Raw genomic sequence first — 15,397 nt, 5'->3', positions numbered from 1 at the left:
GCCACACGCTGGCCTGCCACCGCGCCGCCTTTGCCGAGCGCGGGCTCAAAGCCGCCTGGGGCCGGGTCGTCGGACTGGTCGTGCAGCCGGGGCTGGAGTTCGCGCCGACCCACATCGACCGCTTCGACATGACAGCGCCCGACGCGCTCTCGGCCGCGCTCTCGGACGCGCCGGGCATCGCATTCGAAGCGCATTCGACCGATTACCAGTTCGACCCGGTCTTCCCCGAGCTGGCCCGGCGGCATTTCGCGGTGCTCAAGGTCGGCCCGGCCTTGACCTTCGCCTATCGCCAGGCGCTCTACGCGCTGGACGAGATGTCGGAATGGCTCGATCCGTCGCGCAGCGGTCATGATCTGGCGGACACGATGGAACGTCTGATGCTGGAGAAACCGGCCTATTGGGAAAACCACTATGAGGGCACCGCCGAAGCCCTGCGCCATCAAAGGCATTTCGGCTATGCCGATCGGATCCGCTACTATTGGCCGGACGAGACGGCGCAGCGCGCCCTGACCGATCTCTTCGCCTCGCTCGACCGTCCGGTGCCCGCGCCGATGCTCCGGCAGTTCTTCGCGCCTTCGGTGATCCGGCGTGCCGAAACGCTGCAACCCGAGGCTGCAAGCTGGGCGCGCGCGCTGGTATGGGCCGAGATACAGGAGGCGCTGACCCCCTATCTTTTCGAGGTCGCCTGATGCGCTGGCTGCGGCCCCGCGCGGTCTTCGACGGCGAGATGCTGATGCGCCGCATGGCCGTCGCGATCGAGGACGACACGGTCACGAAGCTCGTGCCGCTGGCAGCCCTGCCCGAGGGCATCCGGCCAGAGCCGACGGATGCGGTGCTCGCGCCCGGCCTGTTCGACGTGCAGGTCAATGGCGGCGGCGGTGTCATGCTCAATAACCGGCCCACGCCCGAAGGCGTGCGCCGGATCGCCGAGGCGCATCGCGCCGTCGGCACCGGCTTTCTCTTGCCCACGGTCATTACCGATCACCCCGAGATCACCGAACGCGCCGCCGACGCCGTGCTGCAGGAGCATGGCCGGGGCGGCGTGCTGGGGATCCATATCGAAGGTCCGCACATCAGCCACGCCCACAAGGGCACCCACGACCCGTCGCGCATTCGCCCCTTCGACAGCCGCACCCGCGACCTGCTGGTGCGGCTCAGGCAAAAGGGACTGCCGGTGCTGCTGACGGTGGCGCCGGAAACGCTGGCGCCCGGCACCATTGCCGAACTGACCGCCATGGGGGTCGTCGTATCGGCCGGACACAGCGCCGCCACCGCGGACCGGGCCGAAGCCGCCCTCGCCGAGGGTCTGGTCGGCTTCACCCATCTGTTCAACGGCATGCCGCAGATGACCTCGCGGGCGCCGGGCATCGTTGCCGCCGCGATCAACTCCGCGGCCTTTTGCGGGATCATTGCCGATGGCCATCACGTCGATGACCGCATGGTCCGGCTGGCATGGGCCGCGCGTCCGCACACCGGGCGCATGGTGCTGGTTTCGGATGCCATGTCGACCATTGGCGGGCCGGACCATTTCGAACTTTACGGCGAAGTCATCCGCGTCTCGAAGGGGCGGCTCGTCAATGCCAGCGGTTCGCTGGCCGGCGCGCATATAGATCTGAAGAACTCCGTTGCGCGGCTGATCGGCCCGGTCGGACTCGATCCGGCCCAGGCTCTGGCCGCCGCAACCAGCGCGCCGCGTGATTTCCTGCGCCTGCCACGTCAGTGTTTGATTGGTGCGCGTCTGAACGAGTTGTTCTTCGCGCCCCTGGCGGGGATCTGCAATCCAGACTGACGCACCCATCCGCCGATAGCTCTACCCTACAATGAACAATCCGAATGAGGTCTTCCACCATCGCCCGACTTGCATTGTCAGGTTGATGGTGCTGCGGAGGCCCGATAGCCGGCTGACATGCTGAACCTCGACGATCTCCCGCGTCTCGGGAACCATCGATTTTCGCAGACCGTGATCGGCTACGTCGTCCACGATCGGACAGCTGCCATCTTGCGTCCATGCCGTCACCGCCTCTCGGCCCGCACCTACCGCAACGCAAGACAGGATGCGTTCGACATCTGGGCCGCATACACGACCGAACTGTCCGCGTGAGCGGTCGCGGGCGGCAGATTCTCCGTCCACTCGAAACAACCCGACAGGGCCGGCCGGGTCAGACCGGGTACCCCTCCTCCAGCACCAGCGTCCATATCTCGTGGTTGAGCAGCTTCAGCGCCTCGATCGTCTGCCTGATCCGGGTCAGCGCCTCTGCATCGACATCGTCGCTGCGCCCCATCTTCAGCTCGTTTTTACGATCGGCGATGCGCATGGTGATGGTCCGGGTCGCGCCGGTCTCCGCGTCGAAGGAATAGATCGAGTGGCTGTAATGGTTGCGCAGCGACTGATGCTTGCGGATGCGCCCGGTGAGCCCGGTGATCCGATCGCGCAGCTCGCCGGAAGCGGCACCGGATTTGGCGAGACGATCGACCAGATCGACCCGCGCCCGGGTGGTGTTGAGCGTGAGATAGATGATCACCGCCGTCTGCTTGCTGGTGCCCGCGAGCCCGGCGATCAAATGGATCAGCAGGCTCTCGGTATTGGTCCAGCTGTAGTTCATGCGCCCGACCAGCAGCAGGAGCTGGTCGAACGCGCTCAGCGCGCCCGAGTCGCCGCCCGGCGGCTCGGACGCGGGGCCGGTCATGGCGTGTCCGAGGGCGTCACGCTTCCCTCCCCATTGGCAAGAAACCAGATGGCAGCGCTGGTGCGGTTCGACACGCCCAGCTTGCTGATCAGATGATGGATATGCAGCTTGACCGTATGCTCGGACAGGCCGAGCTCGGCGGCGACGATCTTGTTCTGCTTGCCTTCGGCGATCAGCGCCAGCACCTCCCATTCGCGGCGGGTCAGGTCGTGCGTGACCGGATCGGCGGGTCCGGCCCTGGGCCGTTCCCCGGGTTGCTTCGCCATGAGCCCGCGCAGGATGGCCTCGGGCACGAGGATCTCGCCGCACAGCAAAAGCCGCATCACCGCCAGAAGCACGTCGATGCGCATGTTGAGCGGCAGCAGACCGATCCGCGGAGGGTCGTACTCATCCAGTCTCTGCCGCAGCAGCTCCTGATCCGGTGGATGACCGCCATAGGCCAGAACCAGCATCTCCGTCCCGGCGGCGCGCGCGGCGGCATGCATGTCGTACTGGGTCGCGATCTGCGCCTGGTCGACCAGAAGGAACGGCACATGGCAATGCGTTTCGCAGATGCGCGATATTTCGGAAAGATCCGAACCCCGCGCGAATGTCACGCTTTCGAATTCCGCGCAGAGCGTCTTTATCAGCCCGTCGGAGAAACAGAATTCGCTCCCAAGCATCGGTACCATACATTTCGCGTTTTCGGATCGATGCGGGGCTTCATGATTGCGGGGAATATCCTCAAGATTCGACATCGGGAACTCACAAACTGAAAATATGACCTGAAACGGGATGTCATAGGTTCTCAACAGTACGGCTATTCCCCGTCCCCTCCCATAAGCCGATAGGTTAGGTCAGGAATCCTGTAGGATGCCGTGGCATGCGGCCCCGCCTGGCCCCGAGCCCCAAGCGGTGGATGAAAGTAGTTTATAGAGTGTTACTTAGCATAAACGCGCATTAACCCACGCCCCGCTTCCGCATGGACGACACCGGCCAAGCCGATCACGTTGACTTGAAAAAAGTTAACAAAACGCCGCGTTATGCCCGCGCCACCCCATCCGATCGAGGCCGGCTTCCTGCCGAATACATCGAATATCCGGGCTGAACCGTAAACGTCTTTCCCGCAAGGTCGGATTATCGGCACCGGCTTGATCTTACGGACACCTCGCTCAGAGGCGGCTTTCGGTACGGTCGGTGGCGAAGATGATGGCCCGCCAAGGGCGGAACTTTTTCTGGTTTGCCATGAGGCATTTTTAATTCGTGACGTCTGCCGTCCCTCGCGGGGCGCTCATCATTTGCATTTCATTGCAACCTGCCATTACGGATCACCGCTTTCAAGATGAGTGGCGGTGCAGCGATGGCTGCTATGTCTGGAGACAGAACCATGGTCACACGCAACAACAACACAATCATCGGTTGGGGCGACGGAACCGCGCCCGAGGCCGACATCATCGAGACCGAGGAGAACGGCGCGATCGCCGAGACCGAAGGATTGGGAGACGACAGTAACGACGACAACGGTGACGGCGACCACAACGGCGAGGACGGCCAGAACCACAACGGCAACATGAACGAGAACTCCAACGAGAACGATAACACCAACACCAACGAGAACGAGAGCGACGCCTCGGCCAGCAGCGATGCCGACGCGGATGCCGACGCGGACGCCGACGCGGATGCCAGCTCCGACTCCGACAACGACAACGACAACGACAATACCAACAGCAATGACACCGACGTCGATGTGGACGTTGATGTCGATGTCGATGTCGGCCTGGAGCTCGATGGCGCCAGCGAAGAAGACAATGACGTGGTCGATCTCGACCTCGAAGGCTCCGAGGTGGGCGACGTCATCGCCGCCAATGGCAACCTCGATTACAACCCCGGCAACGACTTCGACATGGACGACATGTTGAACGACTCGCTCAACGGCCAAGGCAATGATGCGGGCTTCGTCAACGTCCTGACCAACGATCTCGAGGACAACGACACGCTCGAAGAGGCGCATGTCGAAAATTCCGGCGAGTTCAACCAGAACGGCAACGCCGATGGCGGCGAAGCCTATGCCGAGGAAGGCATCCGCAGCGGTGGCGAAGGCGGCGATGGCGGTGACGAGGCCATGGCCGAGGGCGGCGAAGGCGATGGCGGCGAAGGCGGTACGGCCGATGCGACCGCCGAAGGCGGCACCAGCGGCGATGGCGGCATGGCCACCTCGACCGGCGGCGACGGCGGTGACGCCGATGAGGCCGACGCCGAAGGCCACGACACCGACAGCGCCGAGATCGACACCGCCACCGATGCCATGGGCGGCGATGCCGGCAACAACGACTCCACCAACGACTCGGACTCGGACACTGACGCCGATGTGGAGGCCGATGGCGAAGGCGGCGATGGCGGCGATGTCGACAGCGAGGTCGACACCGAATCCGACAGCGAGAGCGATGCCGCGTCGGATGACGATGGCGGCGATGGCGGCGAGAGCGACGCCACTTCGACCCAGTCCACCACGGCCACGGCCGACAACGACAACAGCTCGGCCGGCGGCGCCGGCGGCACTTCCGCTAGCGAAGGCAACGGCCTCGGCCTGGGCCTGAGCTTCTCGGAGGCCCAGGGCGACGGCGGCGACGGCGGTGATATCGAAGGCGACGTCGATGTCGACGGCGACAGCGAGACCGACAGCGACGCCTCCGGCGACGGCGGCGATGGCGGCTATGTCGACAGCGATGCCGATGGCGAGGGCGACGGCGATGTCGATGCGGACTCGGATGCCGATGGCGGCGAGACCGGTGACATCGACACCGACGTGGACGGCGACGCCGAAAGCGACGCCTATGGCGATGCCGACGGGGGCGATGGCGGCGAGGTCGATGCCGATGTCGACGCCGACAGCGATGCCGACGCCTATGGCGACGCCGACAGCGATGCCGGTGACAGCGGCGATACCGACCAGGATGCAGACAGCGACGGCGACGCCGAAAGCGACGCCAATGCCGAGCACGAGGCCGGTGACGGTGGCGAAGCCGATGGCGACGCGACCGGCGACAGCGAAGCCGACGCATACGGCTATTCGGAAGGTGGCGAGGCGGGCGACATCGACGGTAACGTCGATGGCAACAGCGACGCGCAAACCGCTGGCTCGGCCGACTCGGGCGACGGCGATGGCGGCTATGCCGAGAACGACGCCGAAAGCGACGCCGAGAGCGACGCCTCCTCGGAGGCCGACACCGAGGCGGGTGACAGCGACAGCGCCGATGGCGATGGCGATGGCGATGCCACGACGGACGACACCTATAACGACAGCACGCAGGACGCCTATGGCGGCGGCGGCAATCCCGATGTCGACACCACGGGCAACAACTCGCCTGCCAATGCCAACGATGCCGACGGTGGCGATGGTGGCAGCACCAGCGGCGATACCGGTCCGGCCGAAGCCAACGCCGATGCGGACGGCAGCGGCACGGGCGGCACCAGCACCGGCGGGGCGGCCGACGCCACGACGGGCATGAGCGACAGCGACGTCTCCGGCGACGCGACCACCGATGGCGACGGCGGCGACGGAACCGGCGGTGACGCCAACAACACCGACACGGCCTCGGCCGAGACCGGAAACTACACCGACTCCGACGGCGGAGACGGCGGCGCGGCCGACAATGGCCACACCTCCGACTCGAGCGGCGACGCGCAAACCGACAACGACAGCGGCGCGGGCGGCGACGCCATGGGCGACGGTGGCACCTCCACCAGCGACGGTTCGAGCACGGGCCGCAATGACGGCGCGACCGGCGCGGTGATGGGGGGCGATGCCGCGAGCGACAACGATGCCATGGCCGATGCCATGGGCAGCGCCGATGGCGACAGCGGCGACGGTGGCTATGGTGAGACCGACAACGATGCCACGGCCGATGGGCGCGGCAGCTCGGACGGCAACACCAGCGGCGCAGGCGGCGCAGGCACCGCCACCACTGGCGAGCTGACCGGCATGGTCTCGGGCGATGCGACATCCGATGGCACCGGCGGTGCCGGCGGATCGGGCAACGCCAACACCGATGACGACTCCTCGGTGGCCAACACCGGTTCGACCGCATCGCAAAGCGGCGCGGGCGCGGCCGGCACGGCGACCAACGACACCGACGCCACCGGTTCGGGCACCGGCGGCAGCGAGGCCATGGGCGGCGATGCCAACTCCGATGCCCATAGCGACGCCGACCAGATGTCCGAGGGCAGCTCCGACGCCAACTCCGACGGCGGCGATGGCGGTGCCACCAACTCCGACACCGACTCCACCTCCAGCAGCACCGCCGACGGCACCGCCGACGGAACGGGCGGCTATGGCGGGATGTCGGATCTGGCGGCCGAGGCGCTCGCGGAATCGATGGCCGACAACGACCAGGACATCGATACGGGCGATGGTGGAATGGCCGAGGCGGCCTCCATGGTCGACGCCAACACCGCCTCTTCCGGCGAAGTCCACGCGATGTCGGGCGACGGCGGCGCGGGCGGCATGGCCGCGGCGACCGGTGGTGCCGGCGGCATGGCCCAAGGCGGGGTCGCCACGGGCGGCAGCGCCGATGGCGGCGACGGCATCGGCGGCGCCAGCGGCGACGCGATGACAGGTGCGGGCGGCAGTGCCGGCCATGCCGGCACCTGGGGCTCGTCGAACGGCGACGACGGCTACGTGACGGGCGAATCCTTCGCCTCTGCCGCAGCGCAGGTCGACACCACGGCGTTCAACCAGGACATCGTGATGGGCGCCAACGTGCTCGGCAACACGGTGGACATGAACGTGGTCGGTGGCTCGTTCAGCTCCAACTACACCGGTGATGACAGCGACGGCATGTAGTCCGCCGCGACCAGGATCGGGGGCCGGCGACGCCCGGCCCCCGGTTCCGATCTCCTCCCTCCTGACAGATCGGCAGGATTTCTCCCCGCAGGCAACACCGGCACCCGTCATTCCTTTGGCGGGTGCCATGCACAGAAAGCAGGGACCACGACATGTCGATGGATCGAACGACCGAAATCATCGCGCACTTCATCGGCGACTTCGCCCTGTCCGTCGAGATCGGCAGGATCAGGGCCGATTACGAGAAGATCCGACTCGAACCCGAAGCCGATCCCGCGCTCGCCGCGCTGACGTTCAAGGGGCTTCGCCTGACACCTGAGCATCCGCTCGGGGAGCTCGATCCCCAGATCGTCTACCAGCCGCTTCCCCCCTCCCCCTTCGCCATTCCGGTCATCTCGCCCCCGCCGTTGCAGCGGCCCGGCCCCGATGACGTGATCGAGGTCGCCCCGCCGCCGCCCCCCGAGGTCGACATCGTCATTTCGACGGGCGACATCCGCATCGATACGGTTTTGGGCGGTGAGATGCCCCCGCCCTCCAGCGTCGCGGCGGTGCTGTGGATGTCGAACCAGCTGCAGGACGCCGATGCCTTCGGCGTCGCGCCCGGCGCCATACTCGCGCAGGCCGCCGAACTGGCGCAGATCCTGGAGGTCATGAGCGAACAGGTCGCGGCGCTGTCGCCGCTGCCCGCTGTGCTCGAAACCCTGTCGGGGAGCCCGGCGGGCGCGCTCGACTGGGCCGGACTGACGGCGCAGATCACGCAGGCAGCCGAGCAGAACTCGGAGGCGCCGCTCGGCGGCGTGGTACTGCAGGGCGACGCCACGCTCGGCGTGCATGTCGACGGCGCGATCGTGGATGCCCTGCCCGACTGGCAGGACCTGCTGCCCGCCTTCCTGCGCGAAAAGGAGACAGAGCAGGACGCGCAGCCGGACGCAGCCGACGGCTCCGGCGCAGTGATCCCGGCGCAGGGCGAGGCGACGGACGAGGAAGAGGAAGAGGAAGAAGACGCACAGGAAGAGGAAGCACAGGAAGAGGACGCCCCCGGCGATCAGGGGACGTCGAGCGAGGGCACGACAGCCGAAGGCGCGGGCCCCCCTGCCGGCATGACCGTCATCGAAACCGATGGGAAAACCGCGTTCGGCAAGGCGATGACCGGCCTCACGGACGAGGGCACGACCCCGGCGGAGACCGCCCAGGCGCCGCTCGTGGTGACCGGGGGCAACCAACTCGTCAACGAGGTGACGATCACCTCGAACTGGCTCGACGCGCCGGTGATCGTGGTCGGGGGCGATGCGCGTGAGCTTACCGCGATCTCGCAGGTGAACGCGACCTTCGACCGCGACGCCGCTCCCGGCGCGGAGGCCGGTGCGAAGACGGGTACGAAGACCGCCCCGGAGGCGGGCGCGGCCCCCGGGGACCAGCCGTCCTCGATGGTGATGAACGCCGCCTCGATCACCTCCAGCTCGAACCCCGCCCCGCGCGACGCGGATCAGGCCGGGACGTCGCCGAGCGGTTTCGCGATCGCCCGCATCACCGGCGACCTCGTGCAGGTGAACGGGGTGCAGCAATACAATTTCGCAAGCGACACCGACAGCCTGCGCATCGACATCCCCTCCACGCGGCTGCAGCTTTCGTCGGGCGAGAACGAGCTTGCGATCCTCGCGGTGCTCAACGAGTTCGGCTGGACCTTCGACCTGATCGTGGTCGGCGGAGACATGGTCGACGCGACGCTGATCCGGCAGACGAACCTGCTGGTCGACGACGACATCGTCGAAGCGATACCGGACCCCGCGCCGCTCGACGCCCCCGCCCCCGCCCCCGCCCCGGTGACCGGGGCCACCGGCGAAGACGGGAGGGGCCCGGACATCGCGGACGAGACGCCCACGGTGACGCCCACGGTCATGCAGGACAAGCAGACCGCCCCGGCCGCGACCGGCGAGACGGCAAGCGCTTCGCCCGGAACCTCGGCGCCGGTCCCGACGGCGCCCTCCTCGCCCGCCCCGGCACCCGCCAAGGCTCCGCTCCAGACCTCGGCAGAGGGGGCGGCCCCGGAGGAGACGGCGAAAACCGTAACGGGCCCGGGGCAGCCAATGGCCAAGCAGGCCGTTGCCACCGACCCGTCCGGCGACACCACCAGCGCCCCCGCCCCGGCCGAACCCGCGGCACCCGGGAACCTGAGCTACAACGAGGCCCGGATCCATACCGAGGGGCTGGACGTCGCGGCAAAACTGCCCAAGGCGCTTGCAGAAGCGAGCAAGGCGCTGACCGAGGGAGCCGAAGCCCTGGGCCGCGAGGTGCTCGGCCTCGATCTCTTCGAAGGGGTCGAGCTGCTCAAGGTGCTGCTGATCGAGGGCGATTTCATCACCGCGAACTGGATCGACCAGATCAACATTCTGGGCGATCAGGACCAGGTCGAGATCCTCAAGGCGGCAATCGCCGCCCTGCCCGAGGCGCAGATCGTGACCGAGGCCAACCTTCTGGCGAATCTGGCGTCGATCTCGAAAAAGGGCATCGATTCCCAGATCATGGCCGAGGGCGAGAGCTACAGCGACGCGCTGCTGCATCAGGCGGGCTTCGTCGAGGAGAACGCCCCCGCCCCGGGCGCGGGGCTGACGGAGCTCGCCAGCGAGGCGGTCGCCTTTCTCGCAGACGGAATGATCGAAACGGCGGTCGCGGAGCTTGAGGCCGGGCATGCGGCGGTCGACAGCGGCCTCGCCGCGATGTCGGCCAGCCAGGCCGATCTAATGCAGACCATGCTGAGTTAGCGAGGAGCGTCATGCGCGTGAAAGACTACGCCGATCCCATCCGCGTCGATCCACCGATGCGCCGCAAGGCGCCCCACGCGCGACTGCCCCGTTTCCTCAGAACTCCGGATACCGGCCGGTCCGGCATGGGGGACACCACCGCCCGCGCCGTGCCGCAGCCCTCCCCGAACACCCCCGGCGCCGCTGCCGATGCACCGCGCGCCGATCCGCCCGCCGCGCGCGGGCCCGACGAAGGCCCCCCGCTTCCTGGTAAGGTGATCGAGGCAGATCGCGGGCCGCGGCGCCTGACGGACGCCCCGAAGACGCCGCAGCGCGGCACGGGCAAGGACGGGACCCCGGTGGATGGCGGCGGCGGCGGAGGCGGCGGTGGAGGCGGACCCGTGCCGCCCAGGTTCCACAAGCGCATGGCGCCCGAGAATTACGGCCTGGCGCTGCAGCGCGGGATCGGCGCGGTGCGGCGCAACCTCGTGATGATTCTTGTGCTGACCTGCGCCACCAACCTGCTCATCCTCGCCATCCCGATCTACCTGTTCCAGATCTCCGACCGGGTGCTGACCAGCCGCTCGACCGACACGCTGATCATGCTCACCATCGTCATCGTCGGCGCGGTGATCCTGCAGGCGGTGTTCGACGCGATCCGGCGCTTCATGCTGATGCGCACGGCCGTGGAGGTCGCGGCCCGGCTCGGCGCACCGATCCTGTCGGCGGCCTCGGCGGCGGCGCTGCACGGCTCGGGGCGCGAATACCAGACATTGGGCGATCTGCAGCAGCTGCGCGGCTTTCTGGTCTCCGGCACGCTGCTGTCGTTTCTCGACGTGCCCTTCGCGCCGCTGTTCATCCTCGCGATCTTCCTCGTGCACCCGCATCTGGGCATGATCGTGGTCGGTACATCGCTGGCGCTTCTGGTGATCACGCTGATCAACCAGAGGATCACCGCCCGCGCCTTTGCCGAGGCCAACGCCGCGCAGAGCCGCGCCAATCTCCACCTCGATTCGATGGCGCGCAACAGCCAGATCATCAACGCCCTCGCCATGATCCCCGAGGCGGTGCGGATCTGGGGCCGCGATACCGCGATCTCGCTCACCGCGCAGGTCCGCGCGCAGGACCGCAACATCGCCGCCTCCGCCGTCAGCCGCGCCGTGCGGCTGCTGACCCAGATCGCGATGCTGGGCTGGGGCGCCTTTCTCGCCATCGGCGGAGAGATCACCGGCGGCATGGTGATCGCCGCCTCGATCATCGCCGGCCGGGCGCTGGCGCCGATCGAGGGCGCGATCGAGGGCTGGAGCGCCTATGCGCTGTCGCGCGCGGCCTATGGCCGGATCACGGCGCTGCTGACCTCCTCACGGCTGCAGTTCGAGCGGCTGAATCTGCCGCGCCCCGAAGGCCGGCTCGATGTGGAGCGGCTGCTCTATGTGCCCGGCGGCACCAAGCAGGTCGTGCTCAACGGCATCAGCTTCTCGCTCGATCCCGGCGACACGCTGGCGATCATCGGCAATTCGGGGGCGGGCAAGACGACGCTGGGCAAAATGCTGGTAGGCTCGATCCTGCCTACCTCGGGCAACGTACGGCTCGACCTGATGGATCTGCGCAACTGGGACCCGCGCCAGCTGGGCGAAAACATCGGCTATCTGCCGCAGGACGTGCAGCTCTTTCCCGGCACGATCAAGGACAACATCGGCCGGATGCGCCATGACGCGACCGATGCGCAGATCTACCAGGCCGCGGCGCTGGCCGACGTGCACGAGATGATCGCCAACCTGCCGCAGGGCTACGAGACGGTGGTGGCCGCCGACGGCGCGCCGCTCTCGGGCGGGCAGAAGCAGCGCATCGCGCTGGCGCGCGCCTTCTTCGGAGAGCCGCGCTTCGTGGTGCTCGACGAACCCAACTCCAACCTCGACAGCGCCGGCGACAAGGCGCTGGCCCAGGCGATCCGGCACGCCAAGCAGAACAAGATCACCGTGGTGGTGGTGACGCAAAAGCCGTCCCTGCTCACCGCTGTGGACAAGATCATGCTGCTCGGCGACGGCACGATCCAGATGTTCGGCGCGCGGATGGAGGTGCTGACCAGGCTTGCGGGTGACAAGGCGCCGCGCGTCCCGCGGCCCAAGGGGGGAGGGGGATCATGAGCATGACCGAATGGACGGCCGACGAGGACGAATGGTTTGCCCGCGTGCCGCGCTCCGTGCGGCATCACACGATCTGGGGACTTGTGCTGTTGGTGCTGAGCTTCGGCGGCTTCGGGGCATGGGCCTTTCGCGCGCCGCTCGCGGCGGCGGTGATCGCGCAAGGCAGCTTCGTCGCCACCGGGCAGAACAAGATCGTGCAGCATTTCGAAGGCGGGATCATCGAGGAGATCCTCGTCAGCGAAGGTGACCGGGTGGAGGCGGGCCAGCTCCTGCTGCGGCTCGACGGTACGCAGGCGGTGGCGGCCGAGCGCGAGCTGCAGCTGCGCCGCTTCCGGCTGGAGGCAACGCAGGCGCGGCTCGTGGCCGAGGAGGAGCGCCACGACGAGCTGCGCTTTCCCACCCATCTGGAGGCCGCGCGCGAGGACATCGCCGTCGCGGGGATCCTCGACGGGCAGGAGCTGGCCTACCGGGTGTCGCGCGCGGCGTTGGAGAACGACCTGGCCCTTCTGGAGCGCAGCGTGCAGGCGCTGCTGATCCGGGCCCGCGGCTACGAAACCCAACTTGGCACCCATCGCGGCCAGCTTGAACTGCTGCAGGCCGAGCATGAGGACAAGTCGGCGCTGTTCACACGCGGCCTGCTGCGCCGCCCCGAGCTTCTGGCGATAGAGCGCGCCCAACTCGAGGCGCAGGGGCAGATCGGGCGGCTGGAAGCGGAGATCGAGGAGATCGACGAGTTGGTGCGCAAGAACCGCGCGCAGATCTCGCAGGAGATCGACCGTTACCGCGAGAAGGCGCTCGATGAGTTGCAAAGCGTGCAATCGCAGCTCGAAAGCATCAACGAGCAGTTCCGCACCGCGCGCTCGGTACGTGCCCGGATCGACCTGACGGCCCCCGTCGCGGGCACGGTGGTGCGGCTCTATTTCCACACCCCGGGCGGCGTGATCGAAAGCGGACGCCCCATCCTCGAGATCCTGCCGGTGGACGAGCCCTTGATCATCGAGGTGCAGATCCCGCGGGTCGAGATCGACAGCGTGCGGCGCGGCCAAGCGGCGACCGTCCGGCTCACCGCGCTCAACCAGCGCACGACCCCGGTGCTCGACGGCGAAGTCTACTACGTCTCGGCGGATGCGATCACCGAAGGCGCGGGCGAGGAGATGCGCGAGATCTACCTCGCGCGGATCTCGATCCCCGCCGAGCAGCTGGCCCGGGTGCGCAACTTCGCCCCCACGCCGGGCATGCCGGCCGAAATCATGATCCAGACCGCATCGCGGACCTTCGTGCAGTATATCACCAAGCCGATCAGGGACAGCATGACGCGCGCCTTCCGCGAGCAATAGCCTCGGCGCGGCGCGTGACCGCACCGGGACCGCCGGGCGCTCAGGCGACCACGCGCGCCCGGCGCTGCAGCAGCCCGGCCACCGCGCGCACGACGCGGTACTGCCCCTCCTGCGCGATGCGGAAATCCTCGCCGCCGACGGTCTCGTCCGCCGCCTCGGTGATCAGCGTCACCGGGTAGAGCGCCTCGGCGTCACGGCTCACCGTGAAGGGAATGCAGTCCGCATGCACCTCGAAGCTCTCCGCCCCGACATAGCGGCGGTAGAGCGCGAGCATCCGGCGGTTCTGCGCCGCGAGTTCGGGGAACGCGGCCAGTGCTTCGAGGCCGGCCTGAAGCACCTCGCGGGCGAGCGCCTCCTGCGCCGGGTCGTGGCGCAGGATCAGGAAAAAGCCCTTGGGGATGGTCCATTGCCCGAAGCCGCGCGGGATGTAGCCGGTGAGCGGCCGGGTCCATTCATGCGAGGGGTAGCCATGCAGGTTCACATGCACCTCGGCCGGCAGCCGGGCATGGGCGAGATCGCGGATCGCGCTCTCGTGGCGGCCCGCGCCGTGGCTCAGATCGGCGCCGCTCGCGGTGTAGCGCGCGGCGTGGTGCATGTGGCGCGGATTGTCAGCGCAAAGCTCGCGGAACAGCGCGTAGCCATCCGGGTTTTCGAGCGGGTTCAGCGTGAAGCTGACCTCGCCTTCGGCGGCGAGGTCGCGGCCCGCGCGCAGCGCGCCGACCATGGGCGAGGTCTCGTTGGCATGCTGCCCGGCCGAGATCGCGAGCCGGGCCGGGCCGGAGCCGCCGACATGGCAGCCTTCGACCGGCCGCCCCTGCCGGGAGCGGGTGGCATAGGCCGCGCCACCGATCGCGGCGAGATGGGCCGAGATCTGGGCCGGGTAGAGCCACTGCGTCGCCGCGTCGAGCGCGGGGCGGCCGGGCTGGTCGCGGTCGAGCATCGGCTCGGCCTGTGCAGAGCGGATCTGCAGCCTCGGCCTGTCGCCGCGCCGCACCAGCGGCACGATCTGCCCCGCCTTGACCGAGCGCTGCCCCGGCGCGAGGCCGAGCCGCGCCTGAAAGATCTCCAGCGCGGTGAAGTAGATCTCCTCGTGCATGGCCTCGGCCAGCGAGATCACCTCGGAGCCTATGGGCAGCACCTGGTCCTCGTAAGGCAGCTCCACGATCACCTCGAGCCGGTCGAAGAACGGACCCTCGGGCTCCTCGGGCGAAAGCGGATCGAGCGGCAAGGCGCGCAGGTGCTCGCAGACCGCCTCGAAGATCGCCTCGTATTCGGTCGGCAGGTGACGCCCGCCCTGCTGCTCCTCCTCGATCCAGCCGCAGGCGGCGAGCGCGGGGCTGCCGTCCTCGAGCGTGACTTGGCGCACCGGCACCGGCACGTGGTGACGCGCGTCGGGCGTTTCGATCTCGTAGGCGGGCAGGCGGCCCCCTTCGTGCCGGCGCGGGACAAAGGTGATCTCGCACTGCGAGACCAGCGCGTGCAGCGGGTAGCATTCGAGCCGGAACCGGTCCTCGGGGCAGCCGTCGACCACCGGGTAATGGATCGTGGCGCGCGAGGCGCGGTCGAGCAGACCCTCCTCGAGCACGTCGTGCAGCAGCGTCTTGTAGGCCGAGTGCAGCCGCAGATCGCGCCCCTCGGCGCGGGCGCGCGCCTCCATCGCGCG

At 68.0% G+C, this 15,397-nt stretch carries 11 protein-coding genes; 8 read left to right on the top strand and 3 right to left on the bottom strand.

Going from position 1 to position 15,397, the window contains the following annotated elements; translation table 11 throughout:
* From NHG85_RS01695 to NHG85_RS01685, 3 genes are all read left to right on the top strand, one after another.
* Window positions 1-689: class II D-tagatose-bisphosphate aldolase non-catalytic subunit (locus tag NHG85_RS01695; RefSeq protein ID WP_253329192.1), on the top strand; the 689-nt coding region annotated here is incomplete at its 5' end.
* A complete protein-coding gene (locus NHG85_RS01690) occupies window positions 689-1,789 on the top strand; it encodes an N-acetylglucosamine-6-phosphate deacetylase (protein WP_253329190.1) in 1,101 nt (366 codons plus the stop codon). The genes NHG85_RS01695 and NHG85_RS01690, both read left to right, overlap by 1 nt.
* Before the next feature lie 117 nt (window positions 1,790-1,906).
* Window positions 1,907-2,101: a hypothetical protein gene (locus tag NHG85_RS01685; protein ID WP_253329189.1), complete on the top strand. Its 195-nt coding sequence runs from the start codon at window positions 1,907-1,909 to the stop codon at window positions 2,099-2,101.
* A 58-nt stretch (window positions 2,102-2,159) separates the two neighbouring features.
* On the opposite strand, the gene NHG85_RS01680 is transcribed toward NHG85_RS01685, so the two are convergent.
* The gene (locus NHG85_RS01680) at window positions 2,160-2,687 is read right to left on the bottom strand and encodes a hypothetical protein (protein WP_253329188.1); all 528 of its coding nucleotides are present in this window, start codon (window positions 2,685-2,687) and stop codon (window positions 2,160-2,162) included.
* Window positions 2,684-3,478, bottom strand: a complete 795-nt coding sequence (locus NHG85_RS01675; RefSeq protein ID WP_253329187.1) for a helix-turn-helix transcriptional regulator — start codon at window positions 3,476-3,478, stop codon at window positions 2,684-2,686. The genes NHG85_RS01680 and NHG85_RS01675 overlap by 4 nt, the downstream gene beginning before the upstream one ends.
* A 170-nt stretch (window positions 3,479-3,648) precedes the next feature.
* On the opposite strand from NHG85_RS01675, the gene NHG85_RS19650 reads away from it, so the two are divergent.
* The 5 genes from NHG85_RS19650 (at window position 3,649) to NHG85_RS01655 (ending at window position 13,734) form a co-directional block, all read left to right on the top strand.
* On the top strand, window positions 3,649-3,774 hold the full coding sequence (locus NHG85_RS19650) for a hypothetical protein (protein WP_256500049.1): 126 nt from the start codon (window positions 3,649-3,651) through the stop codon (window positions 3,772-3,774).
* A gap of 279 nt (window positions 3,775-4,053) precedes the next feature.
* Window positions 4,054-7,509 (top strand): hypothetical protein, encoded by a 3,456-nt coding sequence (locus NHG85_RS01670; protein WP_253329186.1) that lies wholly within the window; start codon window positions 4,054-4,056, stop codon window positions 7,507-7,509.
* A 152-nt stretch (window positions 7,510-7,661) separates the two neighbouring features.
* Window positions 7,662-10,271 (top strand): hypothetical protein, encoded by a 2,610-nt coding sequence (locus tag NHG85_RS01665; protein WP_253329185.1) that lies wholly within the window; start codon window positions 7,662-7,664, stop codon window positions 10,269-10,271.
* An 11-nt stretch (window positions 10,272-10,282) separates the two neighbouring features.
* A complete protein-coding gene (locus NHG85_RS01660; RefSeq protein WP_253329184.1) occupies window positions 10,283-12,397 on the top strand; it encodes a type I secretion system permease/ATPase in 2,115 nt (704 codons plus the stop codon).
* Window positions 12,394-13,734 (top strand): HlyD family type I secretion periplasmic adaptor subunit, encoded by a 1,341-nt coding sequence (locus NHG85_RS01655; protein ID WP_253329183.1) that lies wholly within the window; start codon window positions 12,394-12,396, stop codon window positions 13,732-13,734. Before NHG85_RS01660 ends, NHG85_RS01655 begins: the two co-directional genes overlap by 4 nt.
* Window positions 13,735-13,774: 40 nt before the next feature.
* Here the strand turns inward: NHG85_RS01655 and NHG85_RS01650 are convergent.
* Window positions 13,775-15,397: M14 family metallopeptidase (locus NHG85_RS01650; protein ID WP_253329181.1), on the bottom strand; the 1,623-nt coding region annotated here is incomplete at its 5' end.

The sequence above is a fragment of the Limimaricola litoreus genome (assembly GCF_024159025.1).
GTDB lineage: Bacteria > Pseudomonadota > Alphaproteobacteria > Rhodobacterales > Rhodobacteraceae > Limimaricola > Limimaricola litoreus.
Note: the sequence above shows the minus strand (reverse complement) of the source record. Positions and strands in the feature narration are given on the sequence as shown.

Excerpts from the sequence above, each read along its gene's own strand:
- NHG85_RS01690 (WP_253329190.1), top strand. The coding sequence starts at position 689 with ATGCGCTGGCTGCGGCCCCGCGCGGTCTTCGACGGCGAGATGCTGATG.
- NHG85_RS01685 (WP_253329189.1), top strand. The coding sequence starts at position 1,907 with ATGCTGAACCTCGACGATCTCCCGCGTCTCGGGAACCATCGATTTTCG.
- NHG85_RS01680 (WP_253329188.1), bottom strand. The coding sequence starts at position 2,687 with ATGACCGGCCCCGCGTCCGAGCCGCCGGGCGGCGACTCGGGCGCGCTG.
- NHG85_RS19650 (WP_256500049.1), top strand. The coding sequence starts at position 3,649 with ATGGACGACACCGGCCAAGCCGATCACGTTGACTTGAAAAAAGTTAAC.
- NHG85_RS01670 (WP_253329186.1), top strand. The coding sequence starts at position 4,054 with ATGGTCACACGCAACAACAACACAATCATCGGTTGGGGCGACGGAACC.
- NHG85_RS01665 (WP_253329185.1), top strand. The coding sequence starts at position 7,662 with ATGTCGATGGATCGAACGACCGAAATCATCGCGCACTTCATCGGCGAC.
- NHG85_RS01660 (WP_253329184.1), top strand. The coding sequence starts at position 10,283 with ATGCGCGTGAAAGACTACGCCGATCCCATCCGCGTCGATCCACCGATG.
- NHG85_RS01655 (WP_253329183.1), top strand. The coding sequence starts at position 12,394 with ATGAGCATGACCGAATGGACGGCCGACGAGGACGAATGGTTTGCCCGC.